The following is a 21,883-nucleotide window of genomic DNA, read 5'->3' on the forward strand; positions in this document are numbered from 1 at the left end:
CGAGGCCGTCACGCCGTCCGTGCCGGCCCCGCTCTCCCCGCCTGCCGCCGCACCGCCGGTGTCGGCTGTGCCGTCGGCGTCGCCGCTGTCCCGTTTCAACGGGGCGCCGGTCGCCGCCGCGCAGGCCGCGCTGCTGGCGTGCTGCGGCAGCACCCGGTGGGCCCGGCGGCTCGCGGCCCACCGCCCGTACCCGACCGTCGAGGCGCTGCTCGCGGCCGCGGAGGAAGCCGCGTACGACCTGACCTCGGGCGATCTCGCCGAGGCACTGGCCGCCGAACGGCCCGCCGCGCTGGCCGACCGGGGCGGCCTGAGCGTGCACACCGCGCTGCGCGCCGCGCACGCCCACTACGAGGCGAAATTCGGCCACTCCTTCATCCTCGCCCTCGACGAGCGGGCCGCCGCCGACCCGGCCGCCGCGCTCGACCAGACCCTCGCCAGCCTGCGGATGCGCCTGGGACACGACACGGACGAGGAGTCCGTGGTCACCGCGGAGCAGCTGCGCGGCCTGTGCCGGGCACGGCTGCTGCGCGCGTTCGAGCCGTCACGTTCACCCGACCGTGCGGGATCGCTCACACCTGGCCCACCCCGCCGTACCGAGGCCGGATCACGTCGCTACGATGGCCGGGGCCGGTGGACCGTACCCGGCCGGGCGTGACCGACACACAGGCCGGCACCCCCTCGCCCCGCTCCCGGAGGGTTTTTTCCGTGCCGGCAGGAACGCTGTACCGCGGCCGGGAAGGCATGTGGTCCTGGGTGGCTCACCGAGTCACCGGTGTCCTCATCTTCTTCTTCCTGTTCGTCCACGTCCTCGACACCGCACTCGTGCGCGTCTCCCCCGAGGACTACGACAAGGTCGTCTCGACCTACAAGACCCCGATCGTCAGCCTGCTGGAGTACGGCCTGGTCGCCGCGATCCTCTTCCACGCGCTGAACGGTCTGCGGATCATCGCGGTCGACTACTGGACCCAGGGCCCGCGCTACCAGAAGCAGATGCTGTGGACGGTCGTCGGCGTGTGGATCCTGCTGATGCTCGGCGCGATCTACCCCGTCCTCGGCCACGCCGCACGAGTCCTGTGGGGGAACTGAGCCATGTCCGCTGACATCTCCGACGCCGTCGAACTGACCGGTTCCAGCGTCGCCCCGTACAGCCCCGCGAACCCCGCCCCGGTCATCGAGCCGCCGCGGGCCCGCACCCAGCGCACCCCGCGCGCCACCCGCACCAACTTCGAGCTGTACGGCTGGCTGTTCATGCGGCTGTCCGGCGTGGTGCTCGTCGTGCTGGTCCTCGGCCACCTGCTGATCCAGCTGGTGCTCGACGGCGGTGTGCAGAAGGTCGGCTTCGCCTTCGTCGCCGGCCGCTGGTCCTCGCCGTTCTGGCAGTTCTGGGACCTGGCCATGCTGTGGCTGGCCATGCTGCACGGCGGCAACGGTCTGCGGACCGTCATCAACGACTACGCCGAGCAGGCCAACACCCGTGTCTGGCTCAAGACGCTGCTGTACACCGCGGTGGTCTTCACCATCGCGCTCGGCTCGCTGGTGATCTTCACCTTCGACCCGAACATCCGCTGAGCCAGGGCTGGGACAGGGAAAGCGACCCCAATGCAGATCCACAAGTACGACACCGTCATCGTCGGCGCGGGCGGCGCCGGTATGCGCGCCGCCATCGAGGCCACCAAGCGCTCCCGCACCGCCGTCCTGACCAAGCTTTACCCCACGCGCTCCCACACCGGCGCCGCCCAGGGCGGCATGGCCGCGGCCCTCGCGAACGTCGAGGAGGACAACTGGGAGTGGCACACCTTCGACACGATCAAGGGCGGCGACTACCTGGTCGACCAGGACGCCGCCGAGATCCTGGCGAAGGAGGCCATCGACGCGGTCCTCGACCTGGAGAAGATGGGCCTGCCGTTCAACCGGACGCCCGAGGGCCGGATCGACCAGCGGCGCTTCGGCGGCCACACCCGCAACCACGGCGAGGCCGCGGTCCGCCGGGCGTGCTACGCCGCCGACCGCACCGGTCACATGATCCTCCAGACGCTGTACCAGAACTGCGTCAAGGAGGGTGTGGAGTTCTTCAACGAGTTCTACGTCCTGGACCAGCTCCTCACCGAGGTCGACGGCGTCAAGCGGTCGGCCGGCGTGGTGGCGTACGAGCTGGCGACCGGCGAGATCCACGTCTTCCAGGCGAAGGCCGTCATCTACGCCTCCGGCGGCACCGGCAAGTTCTTCAAGGTGACCTCCAACGCGCACACCCTCACCGGTGACGGCCAGGCCGCCGTCTTCCGGCGCGGGCTGCCGCTGGAGGACATGGAGTTCTTCCAGTTCCACCCGACGGGCATCTGGCGCATGGGCATCCTGCTCACCGAGGGCGCCCGCGGCGAGGGCGGCATCCTGCGCAACAAGGACGGCGAGCGCTTCATGGAGAAGTACGCGCCCGTCATGAAGGACCTCGCCTCGCGCGACGTCGTCTCCCGCGCGATCTACACCGAGATCCGCGAGGGCCGCGGCTGCGGCCCCGAGGGCGACCACGTCTACCTCGACCTCACGCACCTGCCGCCGGAGCAGCTGGACGCCAAGCTGCCCGACATCACCGAGTTCGCGCGCACGTACCTGGGCATCGAGCCGTACACCGACCCGATCCCGATCCAGCCCACCGCGCACTACGCCATGGGCGGCATCCCCACCAACGTGCAGGGCGAGGTGCTGTCCGACAACACCACCGTGGTGCCGGGCCTGTACGCGGCCGGCGAGGTGGCGTGCGTGTCCGTGCACGGCGCGAACCGGCTGGGCACCAACTCGCTGCTGGACATCAACGTCTTCGGCCGCCGCTCCGGCATCGCCGCCGCGGAGTACGCGCACGCCAACGACTACGTGCCGCTGCCCGACAACCCGGCCGAGAAGGTCGTGGAGCTGATCGAGCACCTGCGCGAGTCCACCGGCACCGAGCGGGTCGCCGACCTGCGGCGCGAGCTGCAGGAGTGCATGGACGCCAACGTGATGGTCTTCCGCACCGAGCAGACCATCAAGACCGCGGTCGAGAAGATCGGCGAGCTGCGCGAGCGCTACCGCAACGTCTCCGTCCAGGACAAGGGCCGGCGCTTCAACACCGACCTGCTGGAGGCCGTCGAGCTGGGCAACCTGCTGGACCTGGCCGAGGTCATGGCCGTGTCCGCGCTCGCCCGCAAGGAATCCCGCGGCGGCCACTACCGCGAGGACTTCCCCAACCGCGACGACGTCAACTTCATGCGGCACACGATGGCCTACCGCGAGTTCGACTCGGCCACCGGTGCCGAGACGATCCGCCTGGACTACAAGCCGGTCGTGCAGACCCGCTACCAGCCGATGGAGCGTAAGTACTGATGAGCACCCCGAGCACCCCGACGCTCGACGGCGGGCACTCCGCGGCCCTGGACGCCGCCGAGGCCGGCGCGTCCCACCTGGTCACGGTCACCCTGCGGGTGCGCCGCTTCAACCCCGAGGTGTCGGCGGACGCCGAGTGGGTCGACTACCAGATCCCGATCGACCCCAAGGAGCGCGTCCTGGACGCGCTGCACAAGGTCAAGTGGGAGATCGACGGCACCCTGACCTTCCGCCGCTCGTGCGCGCACGGCGTGTGCGGCTCCGACGCCATGCGGATCAACGGGCGCAACCGGCTCGCCTGCAAGACCCTGATCAAGGACATCAACCCCGAGAAGCCCATCACGATCGAGCCCATCAAGGGCATGACCGTGCTCAAGGACCTCGTGGTCGACATGGATCCGTTCTTCCAGGCCTACCGGGACGTCATGCCCTTCCTGGTGACCAAGGGCAACGAGCCCACCCGGGAGCGGCTGCAGTCCGCCGAGGACCGCGCGCGCTTCGACGACACCACCAAGTGCATCCTGTGCGCCGCGTGCACGTCGTCCTGCCCGGTCTTCTGGAACGACGGCCAGTACTTCGGCCCGGCCGCCATCGTCAACGCGCACCGCTTCATCTTCGACTCGCGTGACGAGGGCGGTGAGCAGCGGCTGGAGATCCTGAACGACAAGGACGGCGTCTGGCGCTGCCGCACCACCTTCAACTGCACCGACGCGTGCCCGCGCGGCATCGAGGTGACGAAGGCCATCGCGGAGGTCAAGCGCGCGCTGATCACCCGGCGGTACTGACCCCTTCCGTCACCGCTGTTCCCTCCCCGGCCCCCGGGCGCGCTGCGCGCCCGGGGGCCGGGGTGTCGTGCGGTCCGGTTCGGCGGCGCCGCTTACGGCTCGCGCGCGTAGCCGGCCGGGTCGTGGTCGTAGCCGGGGTGGTGGCCGTCGTCCGGGCAGTGGTCGTGATCGTGGTCATGGTCGCCGTCGCCGTCGTCGTTCGCGGGGCGGTTGAAGACGGTGCAGCTCACGGCGTCCTCGCGGGGTGCGGTGACGGTGAAGCCGGGGCCGGTGGCGGTGTTGGACACCGGGAGGACCTGGCCGGTGTCGAGGTCGGTGCAGATGGCGTTCTGCCCGCCCTGGGTGACCAGGTCGTATCCGGACTGCTGGACCTCGCCGACGGTGATGTCGGCGGACGGGTTGGTGCCGAAGCCGGGGGTGAAGGTGACCGAACCGGTGCCGTCGGCGATGGTCGTCTGCCGGTCGGGCAGGCCGGTGACGCCGGAGGTCGTCGTGGACGCGTCGAACGTCCAGCCCGCGCCCGCCGGGACCGAGCCGGTGACGTCCTCGCCGGTCGTGCCCTCGGGCGCGATCTGCTTGACGACGGTGAGGCTGCCGGTGCAGTTGTCCAGGGCCAGGGCGCGCAGTTGCTGAGCCGCCTGGCCGTAGTCGGCGGTCTGGAAGTAGTCGGCCGCGGTGGTGTTGCCGCCGTCGAACTCCGTCGGGCCGGAGATGGCCCGCAGGTTGAGCCCGGAGACGCCGGCCACGCCGCTGCCGACGCCCAGGGCGATGACCCGGGTGTTCTCCGCCTTCACCGCGTTGGCGGAGAAGATGCCGTTCTCGACGTCGACGAAGTGGGTGTTGGCGCCGTCGCCGTGCAGGCTGCCGAAGCGGGTGGGGTTGCCGTCGGTGAGGACGACGGTGGCGTCGTAGTGCTCGGGTGCCTGGGCGACGGCCCACAGCGCGCGGTCCCAGTTGGTGCCGCGGCCCAGGGTCCAGTCCGCGTACAGGCTCTTGAAGGCAGCGGCCCCGGCGGCCGTCGACACCGACTGCAGCCCGGGGTGGTTGGCGCCGACGCTGGTGGCGGGCGACTCCTGGTCGAAGGAGAAGAGGGCCAGCCGGGAGGGGGTGCCGGTGAGCGCGTCGGTGAAGGCGTCGGTGGCCGCCTTGAGCGCGGGCAGCTGGCTGCCGACGGACGCCGACAGGTCGAGCACCACGGCGACGTCGAGTCCGCAGGAGTCGGGCAGCGGCGGGTTGTCGCGGGACGACTGCCACACCCCGCCGGAGCGGGTGGGCAGCGCGTTGCTGGAGCTGTACATGAACTCCCGGGTCGAGCGGTAGGTGCCGCCGCCCTCCAGCGCGGGGGTCTGGAAGCGGTAGGGGGAGGCGACCGAGCCGGAACCGCTGCCCGGGCCGGTGCGCAGCACGGGGTTGGTGTACCAGCCGGCGGGCGCGGCGACCTGGCCCACGGTCAGGACGCGGCCGTTGTTCGCCCCGCCGGTGGCCGTGTCGGGGACGACGAAGCTGCAGTCGCCGTCCGCGTCGGAGGTGCACTGCGCCCAGGGGTCGGTGAGCGGGTCGGTGGCGTCCGCGCTCGCGTAGAGGGCGAGGCGGACGCCCGCCAGCGGGGCGGGGGTGTCGGTCGCGGCCCGGTCGCCGCCGGTCCTGACGGTGACGACGCTGCTGTCCGCGCCGGGCGCCGGTACGACGCGCGGGGCGGGTGCCCCGGCCGCCGCACCGGCGGTGGCGGCCGTGCTCAGCGCGAGCGCGAGGGCTCCCGCTGCGGCAAGGCGGAGTCCGTGCTTCATCGCGGCCTTTCTGTCTGCTGCCTGCTGCGGGCCGCCTGCCGCGAGCTGTCTGCTGCGTGCTGTCCGCCGCGTGCTTGCCGGCCGCCGGGCGGCACGGTCGTGACGCGACCTCACGACAGAGCGGTTTTTTACCACGATAAGAGCATGATCAGGACTTTACGGGCGGGCGCGCCGGTCCCTTTCCCGTCCGTCCCGGCTCGGGAGCTGCTCCGGGGTGGGCCGGGTCAGAGCTGGCCGAGGATCGTCGGGTCGGTGATCTCGGTGTCGCGGGCCAGCAGCAGGGCCTTGCTGAGGATGAGGCTGAGCGTGCGATCGCCGTCGAAGGGCAGGTAGCCGGGGTCGGCGGCCCTGCTCCCGCCGGGGACGATGCACAGGTAGCGGTCCTGCGGGGCGATGAGGATGTTGCCCGAGCCGAGGTGGATCCGGTACGTGTGCCGGTCGCCGCGCACATGCAGGAAGCGGCCCTCGACCGCGCACCGGTCGGCTATCGCGAGCCGCGGGAGGAGGCGGGCGAGGACGTCACCGCGGCCCTGCGCGGAGACGGTCAGCTCACCGAAGCCGTAGCGGTGCCAGTAGTCGCGGTACCGGCCTTCCGGCCCGCCGTCCTGCCAGGTCGGATCGTTGCCGACGCTGGCGACGCCGACGAAGAGGTCGACGTCCCGCAGCACCTCGCTGAGCACGAGGGGCGGGACCTCCGCCAGCGGCAGCGGCGGGACGTGCTCGGCGCCGCGCAGCGGCCCGTACTCGTCGCCCCACGAGTGGGCGTAGTTGCGCGGCGCACCGGCAGGGTAGAAGCGGACCTGGTCGGTGGCCAGGTGCAGGAAGCTCCCGGAGTCGGTGAGGTCGTGCGCGTCGCCGCCCTGGACCCAGAATTCCGCGCGCAGCCCCCACTCGGGCAGCTCACGCTCGGCGGGCGGGTAGCTGTCGTCCACCGCCAGCCGCAGCTTGCTGCTCCAGCCCCGGGCGGCGGCCAGCGACTGGAACTGGTGCTGGCGCAGCACATGCGCGGCGAAGCGGTTGGAGTACGTGGCGGTGCGGCGCTCGGCGTCGGTGAGCAGGTACACCTCGCGGTGGGCCTGCTTGAACGGCTGGGTGATCCCGTGCCGCTCCAGCCACTCCCGCCAGGCCATGACCTCGGCGACCTCCCGGCCCACCGGATGCCACAACTCGACGGTGCCCCCCTCGCGCGGGAGGGGCGCCCCGGCGAGGGTGCGCAGCTCGCCGTCCGCGAAGCCGCAGGCCCGGCCGTCGACCGTCCACAGCAGGCGGCGGGCGAGCGTGCCGACCAGCGGATGGTCGAGGAGGCGCTCGCGCCACTCCGCGTACGCCCACCGGCGGCGGGCCAGGAACTGCCGGTCCAGCCGCTCGGACTGGGCGCCGAGCATGCGCTCGACGTCCTTGGCGGCAGCCTTGAGCGCGGCGACCTCCTCCGGGTGGTCGCGCCGCACCGCCGCCGGAACGCCCTTGACCTGCTTTCCGGCCGCGTTGCGCCACGTCAGGACGGCCTTTCCGGCGCGTACGGCCAGCTCGCCGTGCGCGTGCCGGAGCAGCCCGACCTCGGTGAGCCCGTAGGCCGGCACCGCCAGCTCCTCGACCTCCTCCCGGCTCAGACCCAGCGCCTCGGCCCGCGCCTCCAGGGCGCGGTCGATCTGCTTGAGCGTGCTCCGGAAGGTGACCCGGGCGGCGAGCCGGGCCAGTTCGCCGAGGGCCGCCTCGCCCTCGCAGCGGGCCAGCGCCGTCACCCCGGCGTTGGCGAGCTTGGGATTGCGCGGCCCGTGCCCGGGGACCTTGCGCACGCACACGTCGACGAGGAAGCCGAGCGCGCGCGGGATCGCCGGGTGCGGCGGGAGGAGCGCGAGCGTCCAGGCGAGGCCGCGCAGGGCGTTGGCGTTGTAGGGGTCGATCAGCGCGTTGGTGTCGGGACCGTAGTCGATCTCGTCGCGGTACGGCACGGTGCGCGGCCGCCCGACGAGACCGAGCCACGCCGCCGCCTTGTCCCGCAGCGCGTCCGCGCCGATCCGCTCGATCAGCGCGCGGGCCTCCTTCTCCCAGCGGGCGGTGGGGCGTGCGGCGGTCGCGGTGGCGGCGTGCCGCAACAGCGCCGTCCAGGGCTCGCCGAGCAGCGTGGCGGTGGCGAGTGCGTCGTCCGCCCAGGCCTCGCCGGGGTTGACCGGCGGATCGGGGAGCTGCTTGAGCAGGGGCACGTAGTCCGGGTGCGCGTAGCCGGAGGCGACGCTGCGGCGCATGACGGCGACGACTCCCGCCGGTACGGCGCGGCCCGCCTCTCTTTCGGCCCGCGCGAGCAGGTCGGGGCGGTGGCCGCGCCACGTGAGGCTGAGGGTGTCGTACGCCGCGAGGCGGGCCGCGCGGTCCTCGGTGAGCGGGTCCAGGCCCGTGCCGCGCGCGGCGAGGACGATCAGCAGGAGCAGCCCGCTGCGCGACTCGTCGTCGGCCGGCGGGCGGTCGCGGTAGCCGTCCGTCAACCGCCCTACGAGCGCGCGGCGCTGGTCGCGCGACAGCGCGTCCAGGCTGGCCAGCATCTTGCTGCCCGCGCCGGTGTCCGGCACATCGGGTCCGTGGAAGGCCCAGCGCAGCCGGTCGGCCAGCCGCTCCAGATCCACCCCGTCCACCCCGTCCGCCCCGGCGGCCGTCGCGAGCGCGCGCACCGCCACCACGTGCTCCCCCATGACGGCCATCAGCCACCCACCAGCGGCACGAGCTTGAGGAAGACCACCTCGGCGGCCCCGGAGGACAGATCGACCTCCTCGTCCAGGTCTTCTATCTGGCGATCGCCGACGAGCAGCAGGAATCCGTTGCGCCCGAAGGCCTCGACGGCCAGCGCGAACTGCCCCTCGGCGTCCAGGCGGCGCGGGGTGCGCAGCCGGTAGCCGTTGAGGGTGCGCTCGGTGTCGGTCGGCTGGACCAGGCCCCGGAAGAGGCCGGACTGCCGCGCGTTGTACTCCGCCACCTCCTGGAAGACCCGACGCCTGATCACCTCGCGGGCGCTGACGCGCTCCTCCGCGAACTCCAGCCCCCAGGAGTCACGGGTCTCCCCTGATGTCGTCTCGTCGACGAAGGTCACCATTCCCATGACCGAGAGCGTAGGGGTGACCACTGACAGCGGCGGGGGCGCGGGCGGTGCGGGGCCGGGGCGGGCCACGGGCTCGGGCTCGGGCACGCCGTTGCGGCCCGATGGTCGGAAAATCTTGCCGGATGAGAAAAGTTTTCCACAGGGCATGTTTTCCGATTCGGAAAGAATGCTAGCTTGAGGGTCACAGGGAGGACGGAGAACGGAGAACGAGGGGGCGGTCCGGGTGGACGGACAGACGGAGGGGCCCGCGGGCGAGCGGGTGGGCGAGCAGGCGGCGGGGCTGCGTGAGCGGAAGAAGCAGCAGACCCGGCGGGCGCTCAGCGAGGCCACGATCGCGCTCGCGGTCCAGCGCGGTTGGTCGAATGTGCGGGTCGAGGACATCGCCGCGGCGGTGAACGTCTCGGAGCGCACGTTCCGCAACTACTTCTCGGGCAAGGCGGAAGCGGTCGCGGCCACGCATCTGGACCGGATGGCCCGGGTCGCCCGGGCGGTCGGCGAACGGCCCGCGGTGGAGCCGCTGTTCGAGGCGATAGGGACGGCGCTGCGGTTCGAGTTCGCCCCCGAGGACAGCGCGGCGCACCAGCGACGCACCCCTCGCCGGCAGCACCGCGAGGCGATCTGGGAGGTGCTGACGGAGCCCGCGGTGCAGGCCGAGGTGATGCGCGCCGACCAGGAGGCGCAGGGTGTGCTCGCCGAGGCGATAGCGGCGCGGACGGGTACGGACGCGGTGGCCGACCTCTACCCGAAGCTGGTCGCCTCCGCGGTCGGCGCCGCGATGGGCGCGACGCTGTCCCACTGGCTGCGGGCCGATCCCCCGGTCCCGCTGGCCCCGTTGATAGACGAGGCGCTGGAACACCTGCGCAAGGGCCTGTCCTCGCCGGGACCCGCCCCCGCGGAGAGCTGACACCCGCGGCGCGAGGCCGCGGACCGCGTCACGCCACACCTCAGCTGTGACGTGTCGAAAAACAACCGTGCGTGGAGAGTTGGGAGGAGTGCGTCCTGATGAGCGGGAACATTGCGGGTGGAACGAGCGGAACGGACGGAACGGACACGGGGCACGTGGCCGCCGAGGACGTCGTGATCGTGGGCGGCGGCCCGACCGGGCTCATGCTGGCCGCCGAGCTGGGGCTGCTGGGCGTGCGGTCGCTGGTGCTGGAGAAGCTCGCGGAACCGGGGCGCGAGCCGAAGGCGAACGGCCTGGTGGGCCAGGTCGTCCAGGCGCTGGACCGGCGCGGGCTGTGCGAGCCGCTGACCGGTGAGCCGGGGGCGCCGCGGCCCAACAGCACGGGCTTCATGTTCTCCGGGATGCCGCTGGATCTGAGCCTGCTCGAGGAGAGCCCCGTCTACACCGTGGCGGTGCCGCAGCAGCGGATCGCCCAGGTGCTGGAGGAACGGGCGCGTGAGCTGGGCGCCGAGATACGCGCCGGCCACGAAGTGGTGGGCCTGGCCCTGCGGGAGGACGGGGTCGAGCTGAAGGTGTCGGGCCCGGAAGGGGCGTACGAGGTGCGGGCGCGCTACGCCGTCGGGGCCGACGGTGCGCACAGTCCGGCCCGCAAGCTCGCCGGGATCGGCTTCCCCGGGGTGACTTACGACCACTCGGTGGCCCGCCACGCGCATGTGTCGGTGCCCGCGGGATGGGCCGACGCCGCGGGGCTGCACGTGCCGGGTGCCGGGACGGTGCCGCCGTTCCTGCCGCTGCGCACCGAGCGGGGCGCCTTCACCTGGGCGCCGCTGCCCGGCCGGCCGCCGCTGGTGGCCACGATCGAGTGGGAGCCGGTGGAGGGGGACGAGCCGATGAGCCTGGAGGAGATGCGGGCGAGCACGGCCCGGGTGCTCGGCGTGGAGGTCCCCTGGGCGGCGCCCGAGGGTGCGGGCCCGCACGTGCTGCGGCGGCTCAAGGGCGGCAACACGCGGGTGGCCGAACGGATGCGCACGGGGCGGCTCTTCCTGGTGGGCGACGCGGCCCATGTCTACGCCTCGGGCGGCGGACCGGGCCTGAACGCCGGGCTCCAGGACGCCGTCAACCTCGGGTGGAAGCTCGCGGCTGCCCTCGCCGGTACCGCGCCCGAGGGCCTGCTGGAGAGCTACGACACCGAACGCGGCGCCGCCGCCCGCCGCACCCTGCTCTCCGCGCAGGCCCAGCACGCCCTGCACATGCCCGGCAGTGACGTGGACGCGCTGCGCCAGGTGATCGGCGAACTGCTGCGGGACGAGCGGGCGGTGGCGCGGGTGGCCGCGCTGATAGCCGGTTCCGACCTGCGCTACGCCATGGGCGGCGGTACGGCGGGCCCGGCGGCGGACGGGCATCCGCTGCTGGGCGGCTTCGCGCCCGATGTGCCGCTGGAGACGGCGGAGGGGCCGGTGCGGCTGGCCGAACTGGCGCGGAGCGGACGCCCGTTGCTGCTGGACCTGACGGAGGGGGCAGCGGCCGCGGAAGTGGCGGAGGGCTGGTCCGCGCGCGGGGCTGCGGGGGTGGACGTGGTGCGGGTGTCCGTCCGGACACCGGGGGCGGCCCCCTTCACGGCGGCGCTGATCCGTCCGGATTCCTATGTGGCGTGGGTGAGTTCGGCGACGGAGCCCGACCCGGAGGAGCTGGCGGAGCTGCGCGCGGCGGGAGGGCGGTGGTTCGGGGCGGCGTAGGGCGCGGGCCCGCCCGAGGGGACGCGGCGGGTGCGTCGCCCGCCCGCGGGGCGGACCGGGTGCGAGCGTGCGGGGTGCGGCTGCGCGGGCCGGGCGCGCAGGGTGACCTAACCGTGCGGGTGCGGGTGCGCGGGTGCGGCTGCGCGGGCCGGGCGCGCAGGGGGGCCTGACCGTGCGGGTGCGGGTGCGCGGGTGCGGCTGCGCGGGGTGCGGGTGCGCGGGCCGGGCTGACGGTGCCGGCGCGCGGGGCGGGGTGTCGGTGGGGGTGCCTAGTCTGCTGGCCATCGGAGGACGGCGCCCCGCCCGGGGCGCCAGGCGCAGGGGTGGGCGATGGCGATCTTGCTGGCGACGCGGCTGAACGCGGCATTGGGGCGGGACGAGAAGGAGGGAGTGCACGGGCGGTCGTTCGACGACACGGAGGTGGGGCGGCTGGTATCGGGCCTTCCCGAGCCCGAGCAGCGCAGGGCGGCGCTGCATCTGCACGAGGAGCTGTGCGTGGCCACCCGCCAGGGGCCGGGCGAGCACGCGGTGCGGGCGCTGGCGGCGATGCCGCTGCGGTGGACGGCGGAGCAGGCGGAGGAGCTGGCCGGGCGGGTCATCGGGCGGCTGCCCCGGGTGTGGACGCGCAGCTACGGCATGCTCGCGCTGCCGGTGGCGGCGGCGGAGGTGCTCGGTCCGGACGAGCAGCTCGCGCTGCGGGCCGACGTCACGCAGGTCGCGCGCTGGCTGCCGCTGGTCGACGCCACGCAGGGGGAACGCTCCCGGCTGGGCCGCCGGTTGGACGCGCTGCTGCTGCCGGACGGCTCGGGCCTGCACTGGACGGTGCTGGACGACGACGACGCGTACGGACCGCGGATGCGGGCCGAGCACGCGGGGGTGCTGGCGTCGGCCGGGGTTCCGGAGCTGCTGGCGCACTGCGTGACGCTGGAGCAGGTCAGGGCCGGGGCGCGGTGGCGGGCGCAGGCGGCGGAGCTGGTCGGGGCGGCGCCGCGCGGGGCGGAGGCGGTGCGGGCGCTGGTGGCCGGCTTCGCGGAACTGCCGGAGGGCCGTGCGGTCATGCGCTGGACCTACGGGGAGGTCGGCCGGATGAAGGGGCTGACCGGCCGGGCCAACACCTTCCTGGTGCGGGGCCTGCTGTGGGTGCTGGCGGATCTGGCGGCGGCGGACGCGGGCGCGGGAGGAGAGGAGGCGGTGCGGCTGATCGCGGAGTGCGCGCGGAACGCCGGGACGGGGACCGGCGGCAAGGGCGGCCAGTCGCGGGGCGAGCAGGTGGCGAACACCGCGGTCGTGGTGCTCGGCGGCTTCGACGGCGGCCTGGGGGCGGTCGCGGTCGGCGAACTGGGCTCGCTGCGGCGGGCGGTGGCCCATCAGGGCGTGCTGAAGAAGGCGGAGCGCGCCCAGCGGGAGATGGCCGCCCGCTCGGGCCTGGCGCCGTCGCAGTTGCGGGAGCGGGCGGTGCCGACGGCGGGGCTGGACGGGGAGCACCGCCGGGAGGTGGCGCTGCCGGACGGCACGACGGCGGTGCTGGCGGCGGACACGTCGGGGCGGGCGTCGCTGACCTTCGTGACGGCGGCGGGCCGGCGGGTCGCGGCGCCGCCCGCGTCGGCGAAGCGGGAGGCGGCCGGTGAGGTGGCGCGGCTGCGGGAGGAGCTGAGGGGGCTGCGCAAGCTGCTGGCGGCCGAGCGGGTCCGGCTGGAGGAGCTGCTGGCGGCCGGGGTGAGCTGGAGCGGCGCGGACTGGCAGCGCTGCTACGCCGACCATCCGATGGTCGGTGCGCAGGCGAAGGCCCTGCTGTGGGAGGTCCGCCCGGCCGCGGACGACAGGGCGGACGACAGGGCGGACGACAGGGCGGACGACAGGGCTGAGGGGGAGCACGGCTGGCGGGCGGGGCTGCCGGAGCGGGCCGGGGCGGGGTGGGTGCTGGCCGGGGCGGACGGCACGGCGGTCCCGGTGGGCGGCACGGACCGGGTGCGGCTGTGGCATCCGCTGCGCGCAGAGGTCGCCGAGGTCGCGGCGTGGCGGACGGAGGTGACGGAGCGGCAGCTGCGGCAGCCGTTCAAGCAGGTCTTCCGGGAGATCTACCCGCTCACTCCCGCGGAGGAGGCGACCGGCGGCTACTCCAACCGCTTCGCGGCGCACGTGCTGCGTCTCGGGCAGGCGCGCTCGCTGATGTCGGCGCGCGGCTGGTCCTCGAAGCACCTGGGCCACTGGGACGGAGGGGCGGAGGGCGAGGCGGTGCGGGAGATCCCCGCGGCGGGCCCGGTGGGGTGGCGGGCCCGCTTCGACTACCAGCTGGTCGAGGAGGTCCGGCCGGAGTCGGGCCTGGCGGAGGTGTGCTCCACCAACCGGGTGCGGTTCGAGCGGCAGGCGGCGGCCGGCAGGTCCTGGGTGCCGGTGGCGCTGGCGGAGGTGCCGCCGCTGGTGCTGAGCGAGACGCTGCGCGACGTGGACCTCTTCGTCGGGGTGGCGTCGATCGCGGGTGATCCGCAGTGGCGGGACGCGGTGGAGGGGCGGCTCGCGGCGCGCTGGGACGCGGCGGCGTTCGGGGAGCTGCCGCAGTCCGCCGAGGTGCGCAAGGAGGCGCTGGCCCGGCTGCTGCCGCGGACCAGGATCGCCGACCGGGTGGAGCTGGCCGGGCGCTTCCTGCGGGTGCGCGGCGACCGGGCGTCGTACCGCATCCATCTGGGCTCGGGGAATGTGCTGGTCGAGCCGCACGACGCGTATCTGTGCATCGTGCCCGCCCGGCAGCAGGGCGCGGCCGGGCGGGTCTTCCTGCCGTTCGAGGAGGACGGCGGGATGCTCGCGGTGGTGCTGTCCAAGGCGTTCCTGCTGGCGGACGACGCGTCGATCACCGATCCGACGATCACCCGCCAGCTGCCGCCACCTGCGGCGGAGGGAGCGCCGGTCAGCGGCGGGTGATGCGCAGGACGCCGGTCTCGGTGCCCTGGTAGAGGGTGCCGTCGGGGGCGGTCGTGCCGGTCATCTGGAGCGGGTTGTAGAGCAGGCCGAGTCCGATGGCGGAGGTCTTCACGGCCTTGCCGGTCGCCGGGTCGAGGGCCGCGTAGGAGTAGGTCGCGAAGGTGTTGGAACCGACGACGTCCGTGGGGCCGCTGACGGTGACGGTGTAGAGCAGGCCGTCGCCGAGCGAGAGCCGGGGCAGCGCCGCCGACTTGGCGGTGCTGTTCCACACCACGTGGCAGCCGTTGCCGTCGGCGTCCACGTCGATCCGGCTCAGCCCGCCGTCGAAGCCCGCCGAGGACGGGACGCTGGGCGGGGCGCCGTCCGGGAGGGCCGGGTAGGCGTAGCCGAAGGTGTTGGTGACGAAGACGCTGCGGCCGCTGGCGATGACCGCGTCCTCGGTACCGCTCTGGGCGTACTGCGTGAGGACGGGTGTGCTGCACACCGGGTCGGGGCCGTCGGCGACCCGGTAGACCAGCAGGTTCTCGTGCGGGGCGGCGTTGTCGGTGAGGGTGACGTACTCGGTGCCGTCGCCGGGGCCGAAGAAGCTGGGGGTGGCGCCGGTGCCCCAGGTGAGCTGGCCGGGTTTGCGGCCGGGGCCGCGGTCGTAGGGGGCGCGCCAGTCGATCACGGGCGTGCCGTCGGCGGTCTCGCTCAGCAGGTAGAGCGCGTGGTCGGTGGCGACGGCGGTGAGGCCGGGCACGGTGGAGATGCTGTTGCCGATGCCCTCCCCCGTGCTGAGGGTGTGCACGGCGCCGGTCGTGGTGTCGGCGGTGCCGATGACGCCGCCCGCGCTCGCGAACCACACGCGGCCGTCCCAGCCGGGGCTGAGCCCCACGATGGCGTCGTCGGCGGGCAGCGCCCCGGTCAGCGAGGTGGACCCGTCGACCGTCAGTGCCCAGGAGCCGCCCTGCCGGTGGTGGCCGATGCGCAGCAGGTTGTCGTTGCCGTCCACGACGACGAGCGCGTCCGACTGGTCGAGGTAGGCATAGACGCCGCCGAAGAGGCTGCCCTTCGCCAGGCCGAGGGAGGCGAAGTCGTCGCCCGTCGCCGGGTCGAGCAGGTGGACGGTCGGGGTCTGCCCGAAGATCGTGGTGCACAGCGTCACGGGGTAGCCGTCCGCGCCGATGACGACGGTGGGGCAGGCCGACGCCAGCGCCGTACGGGTCCAGGCGACGGAGCCGGTGCCGGGTCCGGCGTAGGGGGTGGTGTCGCTCGACGCGCTGTCACCGTGCATGGTGGCGGTGCCGTTGGGCGCGGTGGCCGGGTTCTGCGGGGGCAGCGGGCCGAAGCCGGGGGTCGTGGCGGAGGCCGTCGCGGTGGCGGTGAGCGCGGCGACGGCGGCGGTCGCCAGCGCCGTGAGCAGACGGCGGCGCGGGGCGTGCGGACGCATGGGCGGGGTCCTTTGCGGCAGGGGTCGGATGCCCGGCGGCCGCCCGCGGTCGTACGAGGGTGCGGAGAAGGGGTGTACGGGGCCGCCCGGCCGGAAGCGGGAAGGAAGCAGCGGCCCTCGTACGGACGAGGTGTCGGAACGAGAGAAGGCCGCGTCAGCTGACGCGGCGACACCCGGTGGTGGTGGCGCGGCCGTGGTCCACATGGCGGCGGCTCACCAGCAGGGTCATGACATCCAGCCTAGCGACGCCGTCCCCCGGCTGTCGATGCCGCCGCCCCCGGCCGCACCGGTACTCACCCGGGCCGTACGCGCCCCTGCCCGGGACACCGGCGGCCGTGCCCGCCTGTCCTCGGGCACGGCCGCCGGCGGGCGCGGGACCTCAGCGGCGGGCGCGCGAGTCGCCGAAGATGATGCGGTAGGCGATGAGGAGGACCAGCGAGCCGCCGATCGCGGCCACCCACGTCCTGCCGTCGAAGAAGTGGTGCGGTACGGGCCTGTCCCACAGCTTCGCGGACAGCCAGCCGCCGAGGAAGGCGCCGACGATCCCGATCAGGGTGGTCCCGATGAGCCCGCCCGGGTCGCGGCCCGGCAGGATGATCTTGGCGATGGCGCCCGCGAGCAGTCCCAGTACGATCCATCCGATGATGCCCATGTCGGCCGCCTGCCCCTGAACCCGCGTCACACACCTGTACGGATCCGCGCGGCGCGGCCGCCGTCACATCCCGGCCGCGCCCCGCCCGGCGAAGATCTCCCGGGCAGCCGTGACGCCGTCGGGGGCTGCGGGGAATCCGGCGTGTCCGGCGAGCCGGGTGAGCGCTCAGCGCCCCGCCGGGCTCGACCCCACCGCCTCGGGCGCCGTGAGACCGGGCGGCGGCGGCGCTCCCGGCAGGCTCACCCGGACGGTGAGGCCCGCGCCCTTCGCCGTGTCGAGCCGCACCGTGCCGTGGTGGGCCTGGACGACGGCGTGCACTATCGCCATGCCGAGCCCCGCCCCGCCCGTGTCGGGGGCGCGCTCCGGGTCGGCCCGGAAGAAGCGGTCGAAGGCGCGTTCGGCGTCCCGCGCGTCCAGGCCCGGCCCGGCGTCGCTCACCCGCAGCCGCACCCCGCGCACGCTGCCGCGCACCTCGATGACGACCGGCGCGTCCGGCGGTGTGTGCACCCGCACGTTGCTCAGCAGGTTGCCGACGACCTGCCGCAGCCCCGTCTCGTCGCCGAGCGCCCACACCGAGCATCCGCTGCCCGCTCCCCCCTGCTCCGGGAGCAGCAGCGTGACCGGGCGGCCGGGCTGCTGCGCGGCCAGGTCGGCGGCGGCGTCGCGGACCAGCGCGCACAGGTCGACCGGGTGGAAGTCCAGTCCGGGCCGCTCCTCCAGGCGGGCGAGCGCGAGGAGTTCGTCGACGAGGCGGCTCATCCGGGCGGCCTCGGCGGAGACCCGGCGCAGCGCCCGTTCCTTGTCGTCGGCGTCGAGCATGCCCTTCTCGTACAGCTCCAGGTAGCCCTGCACGGAGGCGAGCGGGGTGCGCAGTTCGTGCGAGGCGTCGGCGAGGAAGTGCCGGAGCTGGGCGGTGGCGCGTTCGCTCTCGGTCACGGCGGTCTCGATCTGCTGGAGCATCGCGTTGAGGGCGGTGCTGAGCTGCTGCACCTCGCTGGAGCCGTACCGCCCGGTGGCGATCCGCCGGGACAGGTCCCCCTCGGCGATGGCGGAGGCGGTCTCGACCATGGCCTCCAGCGGGCTCAGCCGCCGCCGCGCCGAGGTCAGCGAGCCGACCGCGAGCAGCGCGAGCAGTACGAACCCGGCGACGAACTCCCAGCCCAGCAGCTTGTGGATGGCGCGTTCGACCCCGCTGTAGCGCATGCCCTGCACGACCATGCTGCCGTCGCCGAGCCGGGTGACGACGACCCGGTAGTCCGTCCCGGCCGCCCGTACGTTGACGGCCCGTCCGCTGCGGGCGAGGTCGGCGGGGTCGGGCAGGGCGGCGGTGACGTCGGCGCGCACGCGGTTGTCGGTGCCCATGCCGTTCTCGCACACCGTGGAGTTGCGGCCGTCGGGGTCGAGGACGACGAAGAGGTCCTGCTTGAAGGCCTTGGCGAAGGGCAGGCCGCCCCCGCCGTCGTCCCCGTCGTGACCGGTCTGCAGGATCGTCGCCAGCGTGCACAGCTGCTGGAGCCCGTTGGCGGTGACCGGGGTGCTGCGCAGCGAGCGCTGCGAGTCGCTGAGGGTGTGGTCTATCTCGCTGCCCAGCACCATGTCGGTGGCCATGACGCTGAAGGCGGCGGTCGCGAGCAGCCCGAGCGCGACGAAGGCGACGTTGGCGAGGGTGAGCCGGGCGCGCAGCGTCTTCGGTCCGGGCAGCAGCCGCCCGCTGCCGCACAGCACTCCGCCCCGGCGTCCCGCCGCGTCGCGCTTGCGGCGGCTCGACTCCGCCGCGAACCACGCGTAGGCCCACGGCAGCAGCCGCTTGCTCATGTGCTCACACCCGTCCGGTCCCCGCCGCCCCCGTGCCCGTCCCCGTCCCCGCTCGCGGGCCCGTCATGTGCCCTCGACCGCCCGCAGGCCGTAGCCGACCCCGCGCCGGGTCTCTATCAGCGGCGGGCCCAGCCGGTCGAGCTTGCGCCGCAGGTAGGAGATGTACGTCTCGACGACGGTGGAGGGCACCACCGTGTCGTACTGCCAGACGTGCTGGAGCAGTTGTTCCTTGGAGACGATCCGCCCGGAGTTGCGCAGCAGGTGCCGCAGCAGGTTGTACTCGGTGGGCGTCAGCTCGACGGGCTGGCCGGAGCGGCGGACCGAGTACGTCGCCTCGTCCATCTCCAGGTCGCCGTGCCGCAGCACCCGGTCCGCGACGCCCGTGGTGCGGCGGGTACGGCGCAGCACCGCGTGCACGCGCGCGACGACCTCGTCCACGCCGAACGGCTTGGTGATGTAGTCGTCGCCGCCCAGCGCGAGCCCGGCGACGACGTCGCGCGGGGCGTCCCGCGCGGTGACGAAGATGACGGCGAGGTCGTCGCCCTCGCCGTCCCGCCCCGCCGGGTGTTCGGCGCGCAGCGCGCGGCACAGCTCCCAGCCGTTGCCGTCGGGCAGCATCACGTCGAGGAGCACGAGGTCGGGCCGGTGGGCGCGGACCGCGGCCAGGGCTTCCCGGCGGGTGGCCGCGCAGTGCACGGTGAAGCCGTTGTACGTCAGCGTGATGCGCAGGATGTCCGCGATGCCCGGCTCGTCCTCGACGACGAGCACGGTGGGAGCCGTACCGACAGCTGTCTCCATGCGTCAAGTATCCGCACACCGGGTGTCCTCCGGGGGGCGCGAACTTTGGAGTTCCTTGAGAGAAGGCCGTTCGGCTTGGTGGGCGCGCTTGTCACGGCTGACTCTGGTGGGGGGCGAGTGATCACGGCACGACCGTGCGCGACCGTGCGCGACCGCACGAGGCCGCGTACCGGGCCGCAGCACAGACGAAGACGACGCAGATGACGCAGACGAAGATGATGGGGGATGGATCGTGGCCGCTCTGGCGCGATGGTGCTTCCGGCACAAGTGGGTGGTGATCCTGCTGTGGGTGGCGGCGCTGCTCGGCGTCGGCACCGCGAGCAGGATCGCAGGTGACGCCTACTCGAACGACTTCTCGCTCCCGCACACCGAGTCGAGCAAGGTGCTCGACCTGCTGGACAAGGCCGTGCACAGCCAGTCCGGCGAGAGCGACACCGTGGTGTGGCACACCGACTCGGGCTCGGTGAAGGACGCGGCGGTCAAGGCGAAGATCCTGCCGATGCTGGACAAGGTCCGGCACCAGAAGGACGTCGGCCAGATCGTCAGCCCGTACGACCCGGCCGGCGCGACGCAGATCAGCAAGGACGGGAAGACGGCCTACGCCCGCGTGACGTACGACGTCCTCGGGCAGACGCTGACCGCCGACCAGGTGCACGCCCTGGTCGACACCGCGCACTCGGCGCGCGCGGACGGGCTGAAGGTGGAGGTCGGCGGTGACGCGGTCGGCCAGATCGAGCAGCCGCCGCCGGGGCTGAGCGAGTTCGTGGGCATCGCGGCCGCGGCCGTCGTGCTCTTCCTGGCGTTCGGCTCGCTGCTGGGCATGCTGACGCCGATCATCACGGCGCTGCTGGCGATCGGTATCGCGTCGTCGATGATCACCCTGCTCACGCACGTCGAGAACGTGCCGGACTTCTCCGGCCAGCTCGCGATGCTGGTGGGTCTCGGTGTCGGCATCGACTACGCCCTCTTCATCGTCACCCGGCACCGAAAAGGCATCCTGAGCGGCCTCACACCGGAGGAGGCCGCGGTCAAGGCGATCAACACCTCCGGGCGCGCGGTGCTCTTCGCGGGCGGCACGGTGTGCATCGCGCTGCTGGGCATGTTCACCGTGGGCCTGAGCTTCCTGTACGCGGTGGCGATCTCCTCGGCGATGACCGTGGTCGTCTCGGTGCTCGGCGCCATCACCCTGCTGCCCGCGCTGCTCGGCGTGTTCGGCATGAAGGTGCTCAGCCGCAGGCAGCGTCGGCGCTTCGCCGCCGAGGGTGTGCGCACCGGCGAGTCGGTGGGCGCGTCCGCGCGCTGGTCGTCCTTCGTGCAGCGGCACCCCCGCTCGCTCGCGGCCGCCGCGATCGTGGTCATGGCGACGCTGGCGATCCCGACGCTGTCGCTCCGGCTCGGCTCGTCCGACCAGGGCAACAACCCGACGTCGACGACCACCCGCAAGGCCTACGACCTGCTGGCCGACGGCTTCGGCCCCGGCTTCAACGGCCCGCTGACGATCCTCGCCGAGGTGCCCGGCGGGGCGCACGACAAGCAGGCGCTGGACAACCTCGTCACGACCCTCGGCCACACCAAGGGCATCGCCTACGCGGCCGCCCTGCCGATGCAGCCGGACAGCACGGTGGCGCTCGTCCAGGCCGTCCCGACGACCTCGCCGCAGGACAAGGCGACCGACACCCTCATCAACCACCTGCGCGACGACGTCGTGCCGGCCGCCGAGCGCGGCAACACGATGAAGGCGTACGTCGGCGGTCCGACCGCGATCTTCAAGGACTTCGCCAGCGTCCTCGGCAGCAAGATGCCGATCTTCATCGGGGTGATCATCGCCCTGGGCTTCGTGCTGCTGCTGCTCGCCTTCCGCAGCATCGTCGTCCCGCTCACCGCGGCGGTGATGAACATGGTCGCGGCGGCCGCGTCCTTCGGCGTGCTGGTCGCGACCTTCCAGTGGGCGTGGGGCGGCAGTCTGCTGGGCGCGACCCGGCAGGGCCCGATCGACGCCTTCCTGCCGGTGATCATGCTGGCGCTGCTCTTCGGCCTGTCGATGGACTACCAGGTCTTCCTGGTCAGCCGTATGCACGAGGAGTGGGTCCACACCCGCGACAGCGCGCGTGCGGTACGCGTGGGGCTCGCGGAGACCAGCCGGGTGATCACCTCCGCGGCCGTCATCATGGTGTGCGTCTTCGGCGCCTTCGCGCTCAGCGGGGTGCGCGTGCTCGGCATGTTCGGCGTCGGGCTCGCGGGCGCGGTCGCGCTGGACGCGTTCATCCTGCGCTCGGTGCTGGTGCCCGCGCTGATGCACCTGTTCGGCAAGGCCAACTGGTGGCTGCCCGCGTGGCTGGACAAGCGGCTGCCGCACATGGCCGTCGAGCCCGCGGACGAGGCCTCGCCGGACCCGGCGGCCCGGCCCGGCCAGGAGCCGGACCTCGCGCTCGCGTCCTCCTCGGACTGACGCCCTTCCCTCCCGGCTCTCCCCAGCCCGGCCCGGCTCCGAACCTCGGAGCCGGGCCGGGCTTCGTGCTGCGTGGCGGGGGTCACAGGAACGAGGGCCGCCGCGAGCTTGAACGCGTTCAAAAACAGGTCTAGCGTCATCGGCACAAGATTTTGAAC

16 protein-coding genes are annotated in these 21,883 nt (G+C 73.5%); 9 read left to right on the forward strand and 7 right to left on the reverse strand.

The window, feature by feature from the left end; all coding sequences use genetic code 11:
* Positions 1–67 precede the first annotated feature (67 nt).
* From ACH4PY_RS21330 to ACH4PY_RS21350, 5 genes are read left to right on the forward strand one after another with little or no spacing between them, the layout of a single operon-like run.
* On the forward strand, positions 68–655 hold the full coding sequence (locus tag ACH4PY_RS21330; protein WP_398184949.1) for a 2-oxo-4-hydroxy-4-carboxy-5-ureidoimidazoline decarboxylase: 588 nt from the start codon (positions 68–70) through the stop codon (positions 653–655).
* Between the two features lie 50 nt (positions 656–705).
* On the forward strand, positions 706–1,086 hold the full coding sequence (gene sdhC, locus ACH4PY_RS21335; protein WP_398184952.1) for a succinate dehydrogenase, cytochrome b556 subunit: 381 nt from the start codon (positions 706–708) through the stop codon (positions 1,084–1,086).
* Positions 1,087–1,089: 3 nt separating this feature from the next.
* Positions 1,090–1,569, forward strand: a complete 480-nt coding sequence (locus tag ACH4PY_RS21340) for a succinate dehydrogenase hydrophobic membrane anchor subunit (RefSeq protein WP_398184955.1) — start codon at positions 1,090–1,092, stop codon at positions 1,567–1,569.
* A 30-nt stretch (positions 1,570–1,599) separates the two neighbouring features.
* Entirely contained in the window at positions 1,600–3,357 is a 1,758-nt protein-coding gene (sdhA, locus tag ACH4PY_RS21345) for a succinate dehydrogenase flavoprotein subunit (RefSeq protein WP_398184958.1), read from the forward strand.
* A complete protein-coding gene (locus ACH4PY_RS21350; RefSeq protein ID WP_398184961.1) occupies positions 3,357–4,142 on the forward strand; it encodes a succinate dehydrogenase iron-sulfur subunit in 786 nt (261 codons plus the stop codon). Before sdhA ends, ACH4PY_RS21350 begins: the two co-directional genes overlap by 1 nt.
* Before the next feature lie 92 nt (positions 4,143–4,234).
* Here the strand turns inward: ACH4PY_RS21350 and ACH4PY_RS21355 are convergent, their stop codons facing one another.
* The 3 genes from ACH4PY_RS21355 to ACH4PY_RS21365 form a co-directional block, all read right to left on the reverse strand.
* Positions 4,235–5,929: a vWA domain-containing protein gene (locus ACH4PY_RS21355; protein ID WP_398184963.1), complete on the reverse strand. Its 1,695-nt coding sequence runs from the start codon at positions 5,927–5,929 to the stop codon at positions 4,235–4,237.
* A gap of 224 nt (positions 5,930–6,153) precedes the next feature.
* Positions 6,154–8,625: a DUF4132 domain-containing protein gene (locus ACH4PY_RS21360; protein WP_398184966.1), complete on the reverse strand. Its 2,472-nt coding sequence runs from the start codon at positions 8,623–8,625 to the stop codon at positions 6,154–6,156.
* Complete coding sequence (locus ACH4PY_RS21365; protein WP_398184969.1) at positions 8,625–9,020, reverse strand: hypothetical protein; 396 nt, start codon at positions 9,018–9,020, stop codon at positions 8,625–8,627. Before ACH4PY_RS21365 ends, ACH4PY_RS21360 begins: the two co-directional genes overlap by 1 nt.
* Before the next feature lie 223 nt (positions 9,021–9,243).
* On the opposite strand from ACH4PY_RS21365, the gene ACH4PY_RS21370 reads away from it, so the two are divergent.
* The 3 genes from ACH4PY_RS21370 to ACH4PY_RS21380 all read left to right on the forward strand — a co-directional run bounded on the left by ACH4PY_RS21370 (position 9,244) and on the right by ACH4PY_RS21380 (position 14,579).
* Positions 9,244–9,924, forward strand: a complete 681-nt coding sequence (locus tag ACH4PY_RS21370; protein ID WP_398184972.1) for a TetR family transcriptional regulator — start codon at positions 9,244–9,246, stop codon at positions 9,922–9,924.
* A 98-nt stretch (positions 9,925–10,022) separates the two neighbouring features.
* Positions 10,023–11,660: an FAD-dependent monooxygenase gene (locus tag ACH4PY_RS21375; RefSeq protein ID WP_398184975.1), complete on the forward strand. Its 1,638-nt coding sequence runs from the start codon at positions 10,023–10,025 to the stop codon at positions 11,658–11,660.
* A gap of 330 nt (positions 11,661–11,990) precedes the next feature.
* Positions 11,991–14,579, forward strand: coding sequence for a DUF4132 domain-containing protein (locus ACH4PY_RS21380; RefSeq protein ID WP_398184978.1), 2,589 nt, complete (start codon positions 11,991–11,993; stop codon positions 14,577–14,579).
* Here the strand turns inward: ACH4PY_RS21380 and ACH4PY_RS21385 are convergent.
* The 4 genes from ACH4PY_RS21385 to ACH4PY_RS21400 form a co-directional block, all read right to left on the reverse strand.
* Entirely contained in the window at positions 14,566–16,011 is a 1,446-nt protein-coding gene (locus tag ACH4PY_RS21385) for a hypothetical protein (RefSeq protein WP_398184981.1), read from the reverse strand. The two genes, ACH4PY_RS21380 and ACH4PY_RS21385, sit on opposite strands and share 14 nt — an antisense overlap.
* Before the next feature lie 379 nt (positions 16,012–16,390).
* Positions 16,391–16,663 carry a GlsB/YeaQ/YmgE family stress response membrane protein gene (locus tag ACH4PY_RS21390; protein WP_398184984.1) on the reverse strand — a complete coding sequence of 91 codons (273 nt, stop codon included), beginning with the start codon at positions 16,661–16,663 and terminating at the stop codon, positions 16,391–16,393.
* A gap of 165 nt (positions 16,664–16,828) precedes the next feature.
* Complete coding sequence (locus ACH4PY_RS21395; protein ID WP_398184987.1) at positions 16,829–18,478, reverse strand: sensor histidine kinase; 1,650 nt, start codon at positions 18,476–18,478, stop codon at positions 16,829–16,831.
* 63 nt (positions 18,479–18,541) lie between these two features.
* Entirely contained in the window at positions 18,542–19,276 is a 735-nt protein-coding gene (locus ACH4PY_RS21400) for a response regulator transcription factor (RefSeq protein ID WP_398184990.1), read from the reverse strand.
* Between the two features lie 232 nt (positions 19,277–19,508).
* On the opposite strand from ACH4PY_RS21400, the gene ACH4PY_RS21405 reads away from it, so the two are divergent.
* A complete protein-coding gene (locus ACH4PY_RS21405; RefSeq protein ID WP_398184992.1) occupies positions 19,509–21,725 on the forward strand; it encodes an MMPL family transporter in 2,217 nt (738 codons plus the stop codon).
* Positions 21,726–21,883 lie beyond the last annotated feature (158 nt).

Origin of the sequence: Streptomyces sp. NPDC021224 (assembly GCF_044332905.1) — a bacterium.
GTDB lineage: Bacteria > Actinomycetota > Actinomycetes > Streptomycetales > Streptomycetaceae > Actinacidiphila.

Excerpts from the sequence above, each read along its gene's own strand:
- ACH4PY_RS21350 (WP_398184961.1), top strand. The coding sequence starts at position 3,357 with ATGAGCACCCCGAGCACCCCGACGCTCGACGGCGGGCACTCCGCGGCC.
- sdhA (WP_398184958.1), top strand. The coding sequence starts at position 1,600 with ATGCAGATCCACAAGTACGACACCGTCATCGTCGGCGCGGGCGGCGCC.
- ACH4PY_RS21365 (WP_398184969.1), bottom strand. The coding sequence starts at position 9,020 with ATGGGAATGGTGACCTTCGTCGACGAGACGACATCAGGGGAGACCCGT.
- ACH4PY_RS21355 (WP_398184963.1), bottom strand. The coding sequence starts at position 5,929 with ATGAAGCACGGACTCCGCCTTGCCGCAGCGGGAGCCCTCGCGCTCGCG.
- ACH4PY_RS21360 (WP_398184966.1), bottom strand. The coding sequence starts at position 8,625 with ATGGCCGTCATGGGGGAGCACGTGGTGGCGGTGCGCGCGCTCGCGACG.
- ACH4PY_RS21395 (WP_398184987.1), bottom strand. The coding sequence starts at position 18,478 with ATGAGCAAGCGGCTGCTGCCGTGGGCCTACGCGTGGTTCGCGGCGGAG.
- ACH4PY_RS21385 (WP_398184981.1), bottom strand. The coding sequence starts at position 16,011 with ATGCGTCCGCACGCCCCGCGCCGCCGTCTGCTCACGGCGCTGGCGACC.
- ACH4PY_RS21380 (WP_398184978.1), top strand. The coding sequence starts at position 11,991 with ATGGCGATCTTGCTGGCGACGCGGCTGAACGCGGCATTGGGGCGGGAC.
- ACH4PY_RS21400 (WP_398184990.1), bottom strand. The coding sequence starts at position 19,276 with ATGGAGACAGCTGTCGGTACGGCTCCCACCGTGCTCGTCGTCGAGGAC.
- ACH4PY_RS21375 (WP_398184975.1), top strand. The coding sequence starts at position 10,023 with ATGAGCGGGAACATTGCGGGTGGAACGAGCGGAACGGACGGAACGGAC.
- ACH4PY_RS21390 (WP_398184984.1), bottom strand. The coding sequence starts at position 16,663 with ATGGGCATCATCGGATGGATCGTACTGGGACTGCTCGCGGGCGCCATC.
- ACH4PY_RS21340 (WP_398184955.1), top strand. The coding sequence starts at position 1,090 with ATGTCCGCTGACATCTCCGACGCCGTCGAACTGACCGGTTCCAGCGTC.